The sequence below is a fragment of the Streptomyces sp. V4I8 genome, assembly GCF_041261225.1.
Lineage (GTDB): Bacteria > Actinomycetota > Actinomycetes > Streptomycetales > Streptomycetaceae > Streptomyces.
The window spans coordinates 8,781,398-8,797,161 of sequence record NZ_JBGCCN010000001.1 but is presented as its reverse complement, the minus strand read 5'-3'; the positions used below and the strand labels follow the sequence as shown (position 1 = coordinate 8,797,161).

Sequence of the window (15,764 nt, the reverse complement as noted above, 5' to 3'; positions counted from 1 at the left end):
ATGAGCGTTTCGGTACATGGACGTTTCGGTACGCTGCCGTATCGATGAGTGCGCCGGGCGCGCGCAGTCACAGTCACCGGCTCGACAAGCTCCACCAGCACCATCAGGCACCACCCACCGTTCAGCGAAAGGGCCGGGGGAATGAATGGCCGCACCGAGTCTGCCCAGGCGGAGCCCGACGCGACAGCGCGGCCTCCGCTCGTCCGGGAGCTCCTGCTCGTCGTAGGGCTCTTCCTCGTCTACAAGTTCGGCCGGCAGCTCGCGACGGGCCACACCGGTGAGGCCTTCCGCAACGCGGACCGCGTGTGGGATCTGGAACGAGCCGTCCATCTGCCCGGCGAGGGCTCGGTGCAGCATCTGCTGCTGCACGGCGACACGCTCATACACCTCGCGAACACCTACTACGCGACCGTCCACTTCCCGGCCACCGCGGCCTTCCTGATCTGGCTGTATCTGCGCCGCCCCGCCCACTACGTCTGGGCCCGCCGCGTTCTCGCCGCGGTCACCGCCGCCGCCCTGGTGGTGCATCTGACGTTCCCGCTGGCCCCGCCGCGCATGCTCGCCGCGACCGGCCTGATCGACACCGGGCTGGTATACGGCCCCTCCGTGTACGGCTCACCCCGGACGGACCACCTCTCGAACCAGTTCGCGGCGATGCCGTCGCTGCACTTCGGCTGGGCCCTGATGGTGGCGATCGGACTGATCGTGGCGACCCGCTCGCGCCTGCGCTGGCTCTGGCTGCTGCACCCGCTGCTGACCCTGCTGGTCATCGTGGGCACGGCCAACCACTACTGGCTCGACGCGATCGTGGCGACGGCCATGCTCGGTGTCGCGCTCGCTGTGATCCACCTGCCACGGCGCACGGCCACCACGGCCGGACGCGGCACCGAAGAGCTCGTACCGGCGGCCCGTGACGCGGCCCCGGACGAGGAAGCCGTACTCGTGGGAGCGGCCCGATGAACGCCACCCTGCTCGCCGTCGTCCTGTCCCTGTTCTCCGCGGTCGCCTACGCCGCCGCTGCCGTCGCCCAGGAGCGGCTGGCCTCCCGCGCCCCCGGGAAGGGACTGCTGCAGCTGGTGGCCTCCGGCGCCTGGTGGGGATCGGTCCTGCTCAACGGCTCCGGCGCGCTCCTGCACGTCGTGGCCCTGAAGTACGGTCCGCTGACCGTGGTGCAGCCGCTCGGCGCGCTCACCCTCGTGGCCGCGGTGCCGCTGGGCGCGCGCGTCGCCGGGCGGCGGGTCAGCGCGGTCGAGTGGCGCGGTACCGCGCTGACGCTCGTCGGCCTGGCAGCGATCCTCGTCACGGCGTCCGGGCACGCGCCCGACGCGGTACTGAGCACGTCCGAGGCAGTGGCGGTCGCGGCGGTGACGGTGGCCCTGATCGGCACGCTGTCGCGGCCGGGCACCCGGCCGGGACTGCGCCACGCGACCGCGTCCGGCTTCGCGTCCGGGGTCGGCTCGGCGCTCACGCAGACCGTGACGGTGGCCGTGACGGACCACTCCGCCCCGCTGCTCAGTCTCCAGGTGGTCGGCGTGGCGCTGCTGGTCGCGGCTCTCGCGGCGAGCGGGCTGCTGCTGTCACAGACCGCCTACCGGGGTGGCCTGGGCGCGCCGCTGGCCATGGTGACGCTGGCCAACCCGCTGGCCGCCGCGGTGATCGGGCTCGTCCTGCTCGGCGAGCGCTTGCAGGGCGGCGCGGCAGGCGTGCTGCTGGCCCTGGCCGGGGCGGGGCTGGCGTCCTGGGGTGTGGTGCTGCTCAGCCGGGCGACACCCGAGCCCGCCGTCACGCACGCCCATGACCTCGATGTCCCGCACCCCCACGGGGCCGACGACGAGCACCCCGTGGCCGCCGTACTGGCCCTGGAGCCCGAATCGGCGAAGCCGGAACCCGCGTTGGTGCCCCGGCAACGGGAGCCGGGGCACCTCACAGCACTCTGAGCAGCGTTCGGATCAGCGCTCCGATCCGGGCTCCGATCCGGGCTACTCGGTGATGATCGCCGGGTCGCTCACACCCGGCCGCCCGTTATCGACGTGCCCGGCGAACCGCCGCAGGAACGCCGGGTCGGCGTCGGCGGTGACGGTCAGGTCGTACCAGCGCCGGCTCCCCGCGAGGTCGACCGTGCGGCACACGGTGGTGCCGGGCCGCACGGTCACCGTGGTGGCCCGACCGCCGTACCCGTTGGCGATCTTCAGGCGGACGCTCGACGGTCCCTTGTTGGTGAAGGTCAGCTCGATGTCGTCGCCGGTGTGCCGGGCGGTGACCTCGGGGCCGGCCGCCTTGTTCGAGCCCTTGAACCAGCGCACGAAGCCGGCCGGGCCGTGCACGGTCAGGTCGTACGAGCCGTTCGAGTACGCCGAGTTCCAGGTGTCCGCGATGCTCTTCCCGGCCTCGGTGGTGTACGTCCAGGGGCCGTCGGTGCGGTTGCCGGACGTGACATGGAAGGCGGCACCGGCCCTGGCGCCGGAGGCGAAGGCGAGCGTGAATTTGCCGGCGGCGACGTCGACGGAGCCGTCCACGTGCGGGGCGTACTTGAGCGGCCGGGTCGGGCGCAGGCCGCGCTCCTGGCGGGGCATGTCCGGGTCGGCCGGTGGCTTCGGCTTGTAGTCGGGGTGCCGCTCGCGGTCCTGCGGCTCGTACTCGTCCGTCTCCGGCAGGGCGGCCGGGCGGCTGTCCTTGCGGGAGAAGTCGAAGGCCGAGGTCAGGTCGCCGCAGATGGCCCGGCGCCAGGGGGAGATGTTCGTCTCCTTGACGCCGAAGCGGCGCTCCATGAACCGCAGGATCGAGGTGTGGTCGAGGGTCTCGGAGTTGACGTAGCCGCCCTTGCTCCACGGTGAGACGACGAGCATCGGCACGCGCGGGCCGAGGCCGTAGGGGCCCGCCGGGCGGTTGCTGTCGCCCTTGTAGAGGTCGAGCGAGACGTCGACGGTGGACTTGCCCCGCGAGGCGTCCTTCGGCGGGAGCGGCGGCACCACGTGGTCGAAGAAGCCGTCGTTCTCGTCGAAGGTGATGAACAGGGCCGTCTTCGACCAGACCTCCGGGTTGGAGGTGAGGGCGTCCAGGACCTGGGCGATGTACCAGGCGCCGTAGTTGGAGGGCCAGTTGGAGTGCTCGGAGAAGGCCTCGGGGGCGGCGATCCAGGAGATCTGCGGCAGCTTCCCGGCCTGGACGTCGGCCTTGAGCCGGTCGAAGTAACCGTCGCCGTTCTTGGCGTCGGTGCCGGTGCGGGCCTTGTCGTACCAGGGGTCGCCGGGCTTGGCGTCGCGGTACTTGTTGAAGTACAGCAGCGAGTTGTCGCCGTAGTTGCCGCGGTAGGCGTCCTCGATCCAGCCCCAGGAGCCGGCCTTGTCCAGGCCGTCGCCGATGTCCTGGTAGATCTTCCAGGAGACGCCCGCCTGCTCCAGGCGCTCGGGGTAGGTCGTCCAGCCGTAGCCGAGCTCGTCGTTGCCGAGGACCGGGCCGCCGCCGGTGCCGTCGTTGCCCGTGTAGCCCGTCCACATGTAGTAGCGGTTCGGGTCGGTGGAGCCGATGAAGGAGCAGTGGTAGGCGTCGCAGACGGTGAAGGCGTCGGCGAGGGCGTAGTGGAAGGGGATGTCCTCGCGGGTCAGGTACGCCATGGTCGTGGTGCCCTTGGCGGGGATCCACTTGTCGTACTTGCCGCCGTTGTAGGCCTGCTGGCCGTCGGTCCAGCCGTGCGGCAGGCCCTCCAGGAACTGCATGCCCAGGTCGTCGGCGTCCGGGTGGAACGGCAGGATGTCCTTGCTGCCGTCCGACTGGTGCCAGTTCGACTTGCCGTTGTCCAGCTTCACCGGGCGCGGGTCACCGAAGCCGCGCACACCGCGCAGCTTGCCGAAGTAGTGGTCGAAGGAACGGTTCTCCTGCATCAGGACGACGATGTGCTCGACATCCTCGATCGACCCGGTGCGGTGGTTCGCGGGAAGCGCGGCGGCCCGCTGGATGGAGCTCGACAGTGCGGTGAACGCCGTGGTCGCGCCCGCGAGTTGCAGGAATCGGCGCCGGTTGACTTCGGGCATGAGTGAGGGACCTCTTCCCATGGAGGGTGGTTTGACCGGCCGGTGGTGACGGAATGCGCGCGGAAGGAGTGTTCCAGGAGCACCAAACGTCAGGGAAGGGTCTGGTGGCGCTCGTGTGAAAGTCGCCGGTACGGGAGGTGTGCCGGGACCCGGGTGCGGGGATGGTCGCGATCATGACAGAGACGACGCGCACGGATTCCCCGCCGGCTTCACGGCCCGTACGCCAGCTCCTCGCCGCCTCGGTCGGCAACGCCGTCGAGTGGTACGACTGGTACGCCTACACGTTCCTCGCCACCTATATCGCGGCCGAGGTCTTCCCGAAGAGCGCGGGCAACTCCCTGGTACCGCTGCTGTCGACGTTCGCGGTCTTCGCGGTGGGCTTCTTCATGCGTCCGGTGGGCGGACTGCTCATGGGCGCGATCGCGGACCGCCGCGGCCGGCGCTCCGCCCTGACGGTCACCATCCTGCTGATGGGCGGCAGCAGCCTGCTGGTCGGGCTGACGCCGACGTACGAGACGGCCGGCGTCCTCGCTCCGGTCGTCCTGGTCCTGGCCCGCCTGCTCCAAGGCCTGTCGGTGGGCGGCGAGTTCGCGGCGTCGACGACCTTCCTGGTCGAGTCGGCCGGACCGGGCCGTCGCGGGCTGTTCTCCAGCTTCCAGTACGTGTCGACGACAGCCGGGCAGCTCGTCGCGTCCGGTATCGCGACGCTGCTGGTGGACACGTTGAGCGACGGGCAGATGAACGGCTGGGGCTGGCGGGTGCCGTTCGTGCTCGGCGCCGTACTCAGCCTCGTCGGCTTCTGGATCCGTCAGGGCGCGCAGGAGACCAGGAGCACCGAACAGCAACAGGCCCCGCGCCCCGGCCTGTTCGAGGCGCTGCGCCGCCATCCCCGCCAGTCCCTGCTGATCTGCGGCATCACGGCGGGCGGCACGATCGCGTACTACACCTGGACGTCGTACCTGCCGACGTACGCCGAACTCAACGCGGGCATCGAGAAGTCGGACGCGCTGCTCGCGGGCACCATCTCGCTGGCCTTCTTCGGCCTGCTCCAGCCCCTCGGCGGCCTCCTCTCCGACCGCTTCGGCCGCCGCCCCCTCCTCCTCTTCTTCGGCCTCGGCTTCACGCTCCTCACCGTCCCCCTGCTGCACGCCCTGCGCGATTCGTTCGCGATGCTGCTGCTCGTGCAGTGCGCGGGAATGGTGCTGCTGACCGGGTTCACGTCGATCAGCGCGGCCGTGAACGCCGAGGTGTTCCCACCCCGGGTGCGGGCGGCGGGCATCGGGTTCCCGTACTCGCTGACGGTCGCGATGTTCGGCGGTACGGCGCCGTACATCGGCACGCTGTTCAAGGAGCTGGGCCACGCCGACCTCTTCCCCTGGTACGTCGCCGTCCTGTGCCTCGGCTCGTCCCTGGTGTACCTACGGCTCCCCGAGACCGCCCACAAGCCGCTGGAACGCTGAGCCACAAAAGGCTGGTTGCCGGGTCGAGCAGCCTGCGCCAGGCAGGCAGCCTCATCGGACAGCGCCCGTCTCAGCGACTGAGCCGGGCCCTCCCCTCAGCCAGCGGCCAGGCGCCTCGTCGACGGTGCGCCAGTGAGCCGCAGCCAGTGTGAACTGCTCAAGCCGTGCGGTGGCTCGGGCGGCGGCCGCGCCTGCTGAGTTCTCCCGCGATGGCCGTCGAACGACCGAGCAGTCGCCCTCGCGCAGGTACTGGCACAGTGGCGCGGCGGACGTCACCAACTGGTCTACACCGCGTAGTCCGGACGCACCCGAGCCTCGGGCAAGGGATGTTCGAGGTGAAGGCGAGCATCCAACCAGGGCGCGACGCCGGCCGCCGAGCCGTCCGAAGCTCGGGAGCTGGTCGAGCTGCTGCTGGAAGCGGTCGACGACCGTCTCGCCGAGCCGCAGGACGACCAAGAGGCTTGAGCGCTTCGACGGGCCCTGCGCTGCCGGCCGGGCCCAACCAGCCCCGGAGGGCGGCGAGCGTTGAATGCGGCAAACGCCCTGCTGGCCCTGCCCGGCCCGCGCTCCGCGGGCGGCCGGCTGCTGAGCGCCCGCGTGATGGTTCACCGCCTTGGCCAGGTCAGAAGCTATCCGGCCCGCAAGCCAGCCGACCTGACCAGCGACTTCCAGGATGGCATCAGCTGACTGCTCAGGAGGTATACCGCGTGGTGCATACCACGGTGATCCAATCCCCGCCGCCTGCATGGCTTATCGCGTTGTTCTTGGCTTCGGTCTGACTGGCGCCGTGACCACCCCAGTAGCGATGGGCGGTGGGGTTGTAGGCCACAGCGCCACAGCTGTTGGCGAACGACACGAGGACCTTGCAGCTGCCTGGGCAGTTGTTCAGTGCGGCTTGCCGCGCAGCACTGGCGGATTTGTAGTCCCAAGCTCGGCCGTAGGCACCGTTGCGCGCCACGGCTATGGCGCCGTAATAGTTCGGCCGTGGAGGCGGCGCGGGTGGCGAGGTCGGGGCAGGTGGCGGGGCCGGGGCTTCCGTCGTTTCGGGGGCGGGATCGTCGGTCAGCGGATCGGGGTCGGGTTCCTCCGTCGACGGGTCCTCGGTCACCGTGTCGTCCGGATCGACGGGATCGACGGGATCGACGGCGGAGTCACCATACGTGGGATCGTCGGGCACGTACGGATCAGCAGAAACAAGGGGGATCGCGGAGGAGCCGGAGTCGTCGCCCGACGTGCTGTGGCCGTCCGCGAGCGCGAACACGAGCATCACTCCCGCGATGGCGGCGGCGACACCTGCGGCGGCCTTGCCCGACGACTTACCACCCGGGTTTCCTGCCGGGCCTGTTCCGCCGGGGAAAGCGGGTGCCGCGGGCCCTACGGGGCGCGGCGTTGCGGGCGGTGCGGGGCGCGGTGCGGGGCGCGGCGTCGACGGCCTCGGGGCGTTGACCGTGGTGCGCTTGCCCGGCTGCGTCCGGTTGCGCGCCTGCTCCAGTGGATGGAGCCACTCCGCCAGCGCCGGTCGCCGGGCCGGGTCACTCTGTGTGCTCCGCTGCGCAAGATCCGCCACGTCGGCCGCGACGCCACGCAGCGGCCCCAGATCCGTACTGACCTGGTCCTGGTTGAAGAGTCTTGCGGCGATCAGTCCGAACTTGTACGTGTCGGAGGCCGGCGTGGCCTTCGCCGACTCCGGGACACTCCAGCCGATGGTCTCGACCTGGGGCAGTACATCCTGGGTGCGATACCGCATCGAATCGCAGTCGATCAGCAGGACGCGGGGCCCACCGTCCAGGGTGAACAGGACGTTCTTCGGCGAGAGGTCGCCCACCACGACGCCCCCCTTGTGCAGCCGACTGAGCGTCGAGGCGAGATCGGTGAGCAGGTCCAGCCTGGTACGGTCGTCGAGCGTCAGCCCGATGGTCTGCAGGAACGCTTCCGGGTTGAGCAGAAACTCCAGGCCCTGCTGTTTGACACCGCCGATCGCGGCGCTGTTCAACTCGAACTCGCTCCCCACGCGCTGCATGAGGAATCCGACCACGGTGGTGCCGGAGTGCGCCGAGAGCGGCAGTTGCAAGGGCGCACGGCCCCTGTAGACGATCGCGGTCGGCCAGGCCAGCCGGTCGGACAGAAAGGACTGGTCGGCCGGGTCAAGGGTGAAGAGCGAGGCGGCGAGCGCCTGCAGCGCGACGGGGTCCGGGCGCACCTGTGGCCGGTACTCCTTGTAGGCCAGCTGTCCGCTCAGCTTGCCCGGTGCCCGGGGCACCCCGTAGACGATGCCCTGCCCGCCGTCGCCGAGGCGGTGCGCCGTGTACTGCCCCAGCTGGTCGGGCCGGACCCACGGAACCTTCACCGGGGGGCTCCCGGTGCCGTCTCGCGCGGCCACAGCGCGATCAGGGTGCGGTCGTCCCCGAACGTCTCCCGGGAGAAGTCCAGCAGGTGCGCGAACCTCAACGGCGATACGGGGCGCCGGAGCTCCGAGCGGAACAGGTGCCCCACGGCTCCCTCACCGTCACCGAGCGGGTCGCCGAAACCGTCGGTGCCGATGAGCAGGACAGTGCCCGGTTCGAGGACGGTGGAAAGGGGGCGGACGACCGCCGGGACGAGGGGCAGCGGGTCCACCGCGGACGACAGGAGCCCATCCGGCCCGGTCCTCTTGCCGCCGCCCATCGCGTGGAAGCGGTCGTGCCTGAGCTGCCACACGCCGGAGTCGCCTACCCAGACCACGGAGACCTCCACCCCTCGTTCGGTGGGTGTGGCCGTGCCGGCGACCAGGGTCGTACCCAGCAGCTCGGCCGTCTCCTGCACCCCTGCCTCGTCCTGCAGGTGCAGAAGTCGGCGGGCCTGCTCGCGCAGTTGCCAGTGCACGGTGGACAGCAGCTTGTGCCAGTCGACGACGAAGCCACCCTCGTTCCTCACCTGCGACAGCATCTCGTCGACCGCGCTGCGGCACGCCAACTGCGCGCCGATGTGCGGCTGGTGGGCCTCGGACACGCCGTCGGCGACGGCGAACGCCACGGTGCCGGTGCCCTGGTCCCACGCGATCGCCGCGTCGTCCTCACGCTGCGTGCCGTCGTGCCGGTGCTCGTAGCCGCGTACGGACGCCAGCCGTACGTCCAGTGCCGCCGTCGACCAGCCGTCGCAGACGGTGTCGGGGCGGTAGGACATCCCCGTGGGAGGCACCGGGTCAAAGGCCATCACGGCTCTGTCCACGACGACAGGACCCCACTGGTCCGCGGGGCCGTTCGGCGGGGACGGGATACTGCCCGGGTGCCGGAGCGGCGCTGGGGCGGAACCGTGTCCGGCCACGTCCGGCCTCACGTCCCACGGCGCGTCATCGGCCATGCCGTCGGGCAGGTCACGGGGCGCGCCCCGTGACGCCTCGCCGAACCGGTGGTCCTCCGGGGTTTCCGGCGGCCGCGGCGGAATCGGCGGTGGTCCTGGTGGCGGTGGCACGTACCGGGCGGGGTCGCTCTGCGTCTTCCCCCGGCGGCGGTTGGAAGGCGGCGCCATGTCAGATCACGTCGATCGCTACGGTGAAACCCTCCGGCTTGTCGACCTGCAGGTGTGGGTTCGACGAATCGAGTGAGCGGCCCGAGGCGATCACGCTCTTGGTGAGGGCGGCGCAGAACTTCGCGATGGCCGCGCCGACATCGACACCCTTGTCGGCGACGAAGCCGAACTCCGGCTGCGTGGCGACCTTGTTGATGGTCTCCGCGTCCGCGTCACCTATGCCGCAGGCGATGATGTTCGGCGCGGCGGGTGTCACCGAACGGTCGGTGAGCCGGCGCAGCGCTTCCTGCCAGTTCTCCCCGCCGTTCGGGACTCCGTCGCTGAGGAAGAACACCGCAGGCCTGTGCACCTGGTAGCCCTGGCTCTTGAGGTCCTTGACGTCGACCGGGATACGCTCGGCGAGGTCCTTGAACGCCGCGGCGTAGCTCGTCGATCCGCGGGTGTGCAGCTTCGGGAACTCGTTCGCGCTGCGCAGGTCCACCTGGTGCACCCGCTCGATGACGTCGTCGGAGAATCCGAGTACCGAGAAGCGCACCTTGGCGGCGGCCATCGGCTCTCCCAGCAGTGCCTGGTGCAGGGACTTCAGCCCATCGTTGAGATCATCGATGTGCGCGTACATCGAACCCGACTCGTCGGCGAGGACGTAGATGGGGAGCAGATGCCCCCGGTTGCTTTCCTTCATCGTCAGTGTGCCCTCTCGTCTCGGCTGTGACTGCCTGTTGCGTGCCGCGCGTTCGGACCGGCGGGCCCCATGCCGTGCGGAACGCTCATCCGCGAGCGGTGGTTCCCTCCCGGCCGGTACCGGAAACCGGCGGCCCGGCCGACGCCGTCGCGCATCGAGGGCCCCTCAACCCCGTTGCTGTACAAGGGACTTGGACTTCACCGATTCGGTGTGCCCGCCTCGCCCCCCTGTTCCAGTGCACCAGGCGGGCTGGTCGCGGACCGGGCGGAACCGGGGCGGATACCGGCAGTCCCGTCACCCGTGAGCGTTCCCGTGAGCGTGCGCGTCAGCAGGTCGGCCGAAGCGGCCCGGCGCACGATCAGGTGGAGGTCCCAGTCGGCTCCACGGGCCAGTTCCGCCTCGACGGCCGCCCAGAGGGCGTGGAGGCTCTGCTGGTACGAGAGGCCGCCCCGCCCGGAACCGATCAGGGGCAGGCACACCGAACGCAGCGGCGGATCGAAGCGGTCGCGCTCCTCGGCCAGCATCGTCAGGGCCCGGGCCACCGCACGGGTCACGTCGGCGGGCAGTACGTCGTAGTCGTTGGTCCCGGCGCGGGGCACGGCGACGGCCGCGTGGTAGATGCGGCGTACACCCTGCTCCGCCAGGGCGCCGGAACCCGTGGCCGCCACGGTGCCGGGCAGCACCGGGCGTCCCGATGTGTGCCGCTGCGCGGCCCACTCCCGCAGTTCGTCGCGGATGACGTCCTGCACCAGATCCCCGGTCGGGCCGCGTCGCGCCCCGGCCCGGCGCAGCAAGGCCGACACCGAGGACTTGTACGCCTCGGGCAGCGCGAAGTAGGTGTTGGCGGGCGAGACGATCACGTCCACGTCCCGCAGGAGATCGACGGGGTGGATGTGCAGGGTCACCGGAACCGTCCGGCCGCCCGCCCGCGCGCGGAGCGCCCGGTGGGTGTCCGAGGCCGGGTCGGCGGGCGGGGCGTGCCCGGTCAACTGCACAAGCTGCACGATCTGTTCGGCGACCTGGTCCAGCACCATCGGCTCATGGAACTTACGGAGCCGCTCCACACTGACACCGTAGACCCCGGCGGCTCGCCTGCGCCGGTCGGCGCCCGGCCAGTCGCGGGTGCCCGGCGTCAGCCCGAGTGTGTACGCGGCCGCCTCCTGCAGGCTGCCGCCGTCGAGTCGCGCCGCTGCCTGCCGTAACAGCTGTTCCACCGCGGCGGGGGACGGCTGACCGGTCTGCGCCGCAGCTTGCGCGAGGGCCGGCAGATCCAGCGAGCGCAGCCGGACGATCCCCGCGCGACGGAGCACTCCGAGGTCACGGACGACCGAGGCGTGATCGACCGACACACGGTCGGCCGGCCCGTGACCGTCCGGCTCGGATGGCATGGCTGTCCCGGATGGCATGACGACAAGGATGCCCCTTGCAACAAACCGCATCAAGCGGTCAGCCCGACTCTCCCGGGACCACTGCCGCGCGCAGGGGAGCGAGCAGCCGGTTCGCCTCCGTGATCCCCGTCGGCGACCCCAGGTCGGTCGTCCCCCTGCCGGGGTCGGGCTTGAGCGGGTCCTCGCCGCAGCGGTCGCCGAACAGAACCACCGCGGGCCGCGGCCGGTGTCGCCGCGAGTGCCACAACAGGCCCTGGGCCTCCGGGGCTTGGGTGCGCAACTCGCTCGCCCAGCGTCGGGTCTGCGCATACCCCGCGCCCTCCGTCTCAAGGAGCCAGGAGTCCTGGCACACCGCGGCCAGGTCCTCCTCGGACAGCAACTGGATGAGCCGCAGCTCCACCCGGGTCCGCAGCAGGGTCAACGAGCGGCCCGCCACCCACGCACGGGGCACCAGACGCAGGCCCGAGCCCGTGTCGAAGGCCAGCGAACGCAGCAGCACCTCGGCCAGCGCGGTGGCCGGTTCGGCGCCCGCGTACAGGAACGGATACGGGTCCTCGGGGGTGCCGTCGAAGCGGTTGCCGCCGAAGTGCGAGTCGGCGGCGACCGGATTGAACCCCTCGGCAGGGCGGCGGCTGCTGTGGCACCGCCACAACTCGGTACCGGCAGGCAGCGTGCACAGGTGCGGCGTCATCCGGTACGCCGTCGGCGGGTGGCGGTCGGGCATCAGTCGCCCTCCAGCATCGCCGAGGCCGCACCGGCCAGCAGTTCCTCGGGCAGGACCCCGAGCAGTGCGGCGGGCCGCCCGCCCAGCCACTGGTTGCCACTCAGCCACCAGTCGGCCGCGCCCCACGGATCCTGGTCCGCAAGGAGCAGCCGGTTGACCCGCCGCACGACGGGGATCGGTGCGCCGCCGTCACCGGCGAACTGGAACGCCGGGTAGCGCGGCCCGTCCACCGGATCGTCCAGTGCGATGAGCCCGTCCGTACTGTCGCAGCAGTCGCGTACCTCCCGCGCCGACAACGACGGCTGCGCCAGCAGCCGTCGTCGCACCGCCGCGATGATCCCCTCGGGGTCCGCGGGGAGAGCGGGCACCGGGCCACCGGACGTGCGAAGGCCGGCCGAGGTGAGCCAGGTGTGCAGTTCCCGCGCCTGCTCCACCACGTGGGGGCCGACCACCACTTGACCGGCCAGCCGGGGGCCGTCCAGCGCGGTACGCACCGGGTGTCCGGGCGGAAGGAAATCCGCCAGCGCCTTCCGTACCCCCTGCACGGCCCTGCGCACCGCCCGTGCCTCCTGCTGCGGCGTGGCCGCGAGTGCGCCGAGCCTGGACACGAGTTCGTCGCGGTCCGCGTCGTCGAGTGCGCTGCGGATGCCGTCCCAGTGCAGGCGGACCAGGTCGAGCAGTTCCTCCGGATTCACGTGGCCCCCTCCATGGCCGCAGCGGTGGCCGACAGCCCAGGTTGCCCCGGATGTCCCTGATGAATGAAGGCGGCCCACACCGACAGCCGGTCCAGGCCCGGCAGTTGGGCGTCACGCGCCAGCGCGTCGCCGACACTGCCGGGAACCTCGCGTTGTGGATCGAGCATCCACAACTGCGCCGACCGCAGGGCGTTCGCCGGGGCCTGGCCCTCGACCGCCACGAAATGGTGGAACACCGCCATCATCAGTGCCGAGGCGCTGTCGACCGTCGTCCATCGCGATCCCACCACGTTCCGCGCGCCGCGTGCCACGAACGCTGTGGTCAGCGTCAACGCCTCGTCGTGATCACGGGTACTCAGGTCCGTCTCGCAGGCGCTCAGCACGACCAGCGGCCCGGCGCGACGGCGAGCGGAGGCGGCGGGTCCGACGGCGGCGGCCGCGCCTTCGGCGCTGTCTTCCGTGACATCCAGCAGCCGGGTCACGGTCAGCATGCCCAGGTCCGGCACCGCGCCCGGGCCGCCTCGCTCGGCCGGCCACACCTCACTGTCGCCGGGGAACGCCAGGCTGAGGGCCGACACGGTCGGCCGTGGTCCGGCGGACCCGTGCGACGCCACATGAAGCAACGACGCCTGACCCAGTACGGCCAGCAACTCGTCCGGCGTTCCCGGCGCCTGGGGCGGAACCGGCGCCTCGTAGAACTCCCCGTAGAGCCGCGCCCGCGGGTAGAACGCACGGTGCAGTGCGCTGATCTCGCGTTCGGCGTGTGTGAGGTCCATCCGTGGATCGGCCACGAGCACCGGTGCCGCATCCACCGGCAGACGGTCGCGGCCCACCGCCGCGAGGAACTGACTGCCCGACGCCGCGTAGGTGACCACCAGGTCCTGGCAGGCGTAGCGGTAGTCACCCCGCTCACGATGGCGCGCGGCATGCCACGGCACGACGCCGAGGTTCCCGCACGGCACCAGCACGAGGCGGAGGGGGCCGCGCCGGGCGGTGGTCCGCGCCGTGTTCCGCCCGGCATAAGCGGCGAGGCGGTCTTCGAGCTGCTCGGTCAGCGGTGCCATGACCGCGTACGAGGCCCAGTCGCACAGGCGGCCAAGAGCCCTCTCCCACCTGCGCTCGCTGACCTCGCCGCCCACCCGGGAGCGGGCCACCGCAGCGTTCAGGTACTCCGCCAGCGGGCCGCTCGGCGTGGCGAGCAGCGACGGCAGGTCGAGCACCTCCGGCTCCATGTCCGGTCCCAGGGCGATCGCCATCCCGTGGGCCTCGCCCTGCCCGGGCAGCAGGTAGACCAGTACGTCGGCGTCGCCCGCCGCAACCCCCGCCCGCAGTTCGGCCATGCTCGGGGTGGCGAACAGCGTCATCCGGCTGTCGTGCCGCCGGTAGCCGAGCGCTTCCAGGGCGGTCATGAGCGCTCGGTCGGCCGCGGACCGGGCCGTCTGCAGGCCATGTTCGGAGCCGACCTGCAGGAGTACGTCGGCCGAGACGGCGTGCAAGGCGTCCAGCCCCGCATTCGTGGCGGCGTGCACTTCCTCCGGGTTCTGCGTCCGGAACCACCGCAGCCAGTACGCCCTGACGAGGTGCCACAGCGCGTCCGCCGCGAAGGCCGTTTCCTGGCCCTGCCGGGCGCGTTCACGTATCCGCTCCAGGCTCGCAATGGCACGGTTCAGGTCGGCAGGGTCATCGGTGTACTCGTACCGCTCCATCAGGGCGAGCGCCGTACGCTGCTCTTCGAGCTGGCGCTTCATGGGCAGGGCAGGAGTCACTCGGCCCGCCCCGTACAGGCTCTCCTCGACCAGCGCGGGATCGCTCTCGTAGTGCCCGCGCAGGAGCTTCGCCTGCCTGTTCAGCTCGCCCAGCATCTCGTCCCACGGCGGCGGCGCCGACCGTGCGCACTCCTCCAGGTGCGCGAGCCCGCGCAGGATCTCCGACTCGTCCTCCAGCAGCGAGCCACGGGCCTGATACGCCTGGCTCAGCGCCAGGGGAACGAGAATCCAGGAGGCCTGTTCCCTCGGCACGGTCGCATGGAGGCCCCGCAGTTCGTCCAGGACCTCATCCAGCCTGCCCAGATCCTCGGCTCGTTCGGCGCGCGAGATCCGGGAGAGCACCGAGAGGATACGAATCGCGTGGCGGGCGTCGGCGTCCGCGCCCGAGGCGGGCGCTGCCTCCTCCAGCCCCAGACCGGCCTTCATCTCCTCGGTCACTCGGTGCGCGAAGTCATCGTCCTGGCCGCTGCCGGTAATGCTGCCTGCGCCGTGCAGCAGGACGGCACGCACGGCCTTCATGGTGAGGGTCATCGGGTGCCCCGGCGGAAGCCGGCCCGCGACCTCGGCCATCTGGCGCACGGCTGTGTCGAGCAGTGTCGGATCGCCCGTCCCGATCGCTGCCGCTGCCGCGAGCAGCGCGGCGGAGGTCTCGGCGTCGACCTCGCCGGCGACCTGACGGACGGAACCACCGGCTGCCGGCTCTCGGGGCGGGTCGTCGCGACCGGCTGCCCGGTGCGGTGGCGACGAGGGCATCCCAGGAGCGTTCCGCAGTCCCATGGAGTGGGCCAGCCCGCCGAGTTGGCCTTCGTAGGGGAAGTCCTCGGGCAGGGCGTCTTTCAGGCGCTGCTGCATCGTGTCGCTGACGCCGCCCGTCCGCAGCAGCTCCTCGAGCACGGGCATCACCGGATCCAACTTCTGTATTTCCGCCCGCAGTTGGGGCGGCATCGGTAGGTCCTGGACGTCGCTGAGGAGCGCGGGCACTTCGGCCATTCCGTCGCGGCCGATCTGTGTCAGGTACCAGTTCAGGGCGGCCGGGAAGTCAGGGGCCAGGCCGATACCACCGCCGAGTTGCGGTGGCGGCGCCATCAGAAGCAGCAGGCACAGCGCCACACACTGCCGCTCCCAGTTGGGGGCCTGCGGCTCCGCCTCGCGGACGTGGCGCAGGTGCACGAGCGCCCGGCCCCGATCCTCTGCCGGGCCGCCATTCATGTGCCGCAGGGCGAGCAGGACCCCCAGCCGGGCCACCACGGGGGTGCGCCGCTGCCCATCCGACTCCAACAGCCGTTCCAGTTGCGTCAGTTCATCCAGAGTCCGGTCGAAGAAGGCCTGGTCGACGACAACCCCGCGCGGCACCCTCGGGGGCACCTGGTGGAAGGGGATCAGCAGATCGGCCCGCTTGACCGCATCCCGCGCCCAGGCCCGGAGCCTCCGTGTCCCGCCGCTGCCAAGGTCCATCGCGCCCCCGCTCCGCTAGGGCGCGTATCGGGTCGTGATCAATCTGGGGGATTCGC

At 71.2% G+C, this 15,764-nt stretch carries 12 protein-coding genes; 4 read left to right on the top strand and 8 right to left on the bottom strand.

Annotated elements, in window-relative coordinates; genetic code table 11:
• Positions 1 to 141: 141 nt before the first annotated feature.
• Both ABIE67_RS40000 and ABIE67_RS39995 read left to right on the top strand, forming a co-directional pair.
• A complete protein-coding gene (locus tag ABIE67_RS40000) occupies positions 142 to 960 on the top strand; it encodes a phosphatase PAP2 family protein (protein WP_370266461.1) in 819 nt (272 codons plus the stop codon).
• Positions 957 to 1,937 (top strand): hypothetical protein, encoded by a 981-nt coding sequence (locus ABIE67_RS39995; protein ID WP_370266460.1) that lies wholly within the window; start codon positions 957 to 959, stop codon positions 1,935 to 1,937. Before ABIE67_RS40000 ends, ABIE67_RS39995 begins: the two co-directional genes overlap by 4 nt.
• A 42-nt stretch (positions 1,938 to 1,979) precedes the next feature.
• On the opposite strand, the gene ABIE67_RS39990 is transcribed toward ABIE67_RS39995, so the two are convergent.
• Positions 1,980 to 4,031, bottom strand: coding sequence for a phosphocholine-specific phospholipase C (locus tag ABIE67_RS39990; RefSeq protein WP_370266459.1), 2,052 nt, complete (start codon positions 4,029 to 4,031; stop codon positions 1,980 to 1,982).
• Between the two features lie 161 nt (positions 4,032 to 4,192).
• Here ABIE67_RS39990 and ABIE67_RS39985 point away from each other — a divergent pair, with 161 nt between their 5' ends.
• Together ABIE67_RS39985 and ABIE67_RS39980 are read left to right on the top strand one after the other, a co-directional pair.
• The gene (locus ABIE67_RS39985) at positions 4,193 to 5,491 is read left to right on the top strand and encodes an MFS transporter (protein WP_370266458.1); all 1,299 of its coding nucleotides are present in this window, start codon (positions 4,193 to 4,195) and stop codon (positions 5,489 to 5,491) included.
• A gap of 525 nt (positions 5,492 to 6,016) precedes the next feature.
• The gene (locus ABIE67_RS39980) at positions 6,017 to 6,178 is read left to right on the top strand and encodes a hypothetical protein (RefSeq protein WP_370266457.1); all 162 of its coding nucleotides are present in this window, start codon (positions 6,017 to 6,019) and stop codon (positions 6,176 to 6,178) included.
• Positions 6,179 to 6,182: 4 nt separating this feature from the next.
• Here ABIE67_RS39980 and ABIE67_RS39975 read toward each other — a convergent pair whose 3' ends face one another.
• From ABIE67_RS39975 to ABIE67_RS39945, 7 genes are all read right to left on the bottom strand, one after another.
• Positions 6,183 to 7,838, bottom strand: a complete 1,656-nt coding sequence (locus ABIE67_RS39975; RefSeq protein WP_370266456.1) for a DUF4189 domain-containing protein — start codon at positions 7,836 to 7,838, stop codon at positions 6,183 to 6,185.
• The gene (locus ABIE67_RS39970) at positions 7,835 to 8,698 is read right to left on the bottom strand and encodes a protein phosphatase 2C domain-containing protein (protein WP_370266455.1); all 864 of its coding nucleotides are present in this window, start codon (positions 8,696 to 8,698) and stop codon (positions 7,835 to 7,837) included. The genes ABIE67_RS39975 and ABIE67_RS39970 overlap by 4 nt, the downstream gene beginning before the upstream one ends.
• A 301-nt stretch (positions 8,699 to 8,999) precedes the next feature.
• Positions 9,000 to 9,680: a VWA domain-containing protein gene (locus ABIE67_RS39965; RefSeq protein ID WP_370266454.1), complete on the bottom strand. Its 681-nt coding sequence runs from the start codon at positions 9,678 to 9,680 to the stop codon at positions 9,000 to 9,002.
• 197 nt (positions 9,681 to 9,877) lie between these two features.
• Positions 9,878 to 11,068, bottom strand: a complete 1,191-nt coding sequence (locus ABIE67_RS39960; RefSeq protein WP_370269411.1) for a macro domain-containing protein — start codon at positions 11,066 to 11,068, stop codon at positions 9,878 to 9,880.
• A gap of 58 nt (positions 11,069 to 11,126) precedes the next feature.
• Positions 11,127 to 11,792 carry an RES family NAD+ phosphorylase gene (locus ABIE67_RS39955; protein ID WP_370266453.1) on the bottom strand — a complete coding sequence of 222 codons (666 nt, stop codon included), beginning with the start codon at positions 11,790 to 11,792 and terminating at the stop codon, positions 11,127 to 11,129.
• Positions 11,792 to 12,487, bottom strand: a complete 696-nt coding sequence (locus ABIE67_RS39950; RefSeq protein ID WP_370266452.1) for a hypothetical protein — start codon at positions 12,485 to 12,487, stop codon at positions 11,792 to 11,794. Before ABIE67_RS39950 ends, ABIE67_RS39955 begins: the two co-directional genes overlap by 1 nt.
• A complete protein-coding gene (locus ABIE67_RS39945) occupies positions 12,484 to 15,708 on the bottom strand; it encodes a CHAT domain-containing protein (protein WP_370266451.1) in 3,225 nt (1,074 codons plus the stop codon). The genes ABIE67_RS39950 and ABIE67_RS39945 overlap by 4 nt, the downstream gene beginning before the upstream one ends.
• Between the last annotated feature and the right edge of the window lie 56 nt (positions 15,709 to 15,764).

Coding starts and splice junctions, on each gene's coding strand:
- ABIE67_RS40000 (WP_370266461.1), top strand. CDS start 142: ATGAATGGCCGCACCGAGTCTGCCCAGGCGGAGCCCGACGCGACAGCG.
- ABIE67_RS39995 (WP_370266460.1), top strand. CDS start 957: ATGAACGCCACCCTGCTCGCCGTCGTCCTGTCCCTGTTCTCCGCGGTC.
- ABIE67_RS39990 (WP_370266459.1), bottom strand. CDS start 4,031: ATGCCCGAAGTCAACCGGCGCCGATTCCTGCAACTCGCGGGCGCGACC.
- ABIE67_RS39985 (WP_370266458.1), top strand. CDS start 4,193: ATGGTCGCGATCATGACAGAGACGACGCGCACGGATTCCCCGCCGGCT.
- ABIE67_RS39965 (WP_370266454.1), bottom strand. CDS start 9,680: ATGAAGGAAAGCAACCGGGGGCATCTGCTCCCCATCTACGTCCTCGCC.
- ABIE67_RS39960 (WP_370269411.1), bottom strand. CDS start 11,068: ATGCCATCCGAGCCGGACGGTCACGGGCCGGCCGACCGTGTGTCGGTC.
- ABIE67_RS39955 (WP_370266453.1), bottom strand. CDS start 11,792: ATGCCCGACCGCCACCCGCCGACGGCGTACCGGATGACGCCGCACCTG.
- ABIE67_RS39945 (WP_370266451.1), bottom strand. CDS start 15,708: ATGGACCTTGGCAGCGGCGGGACACGGAGGCTCCGGGCCTGGGCGCGG.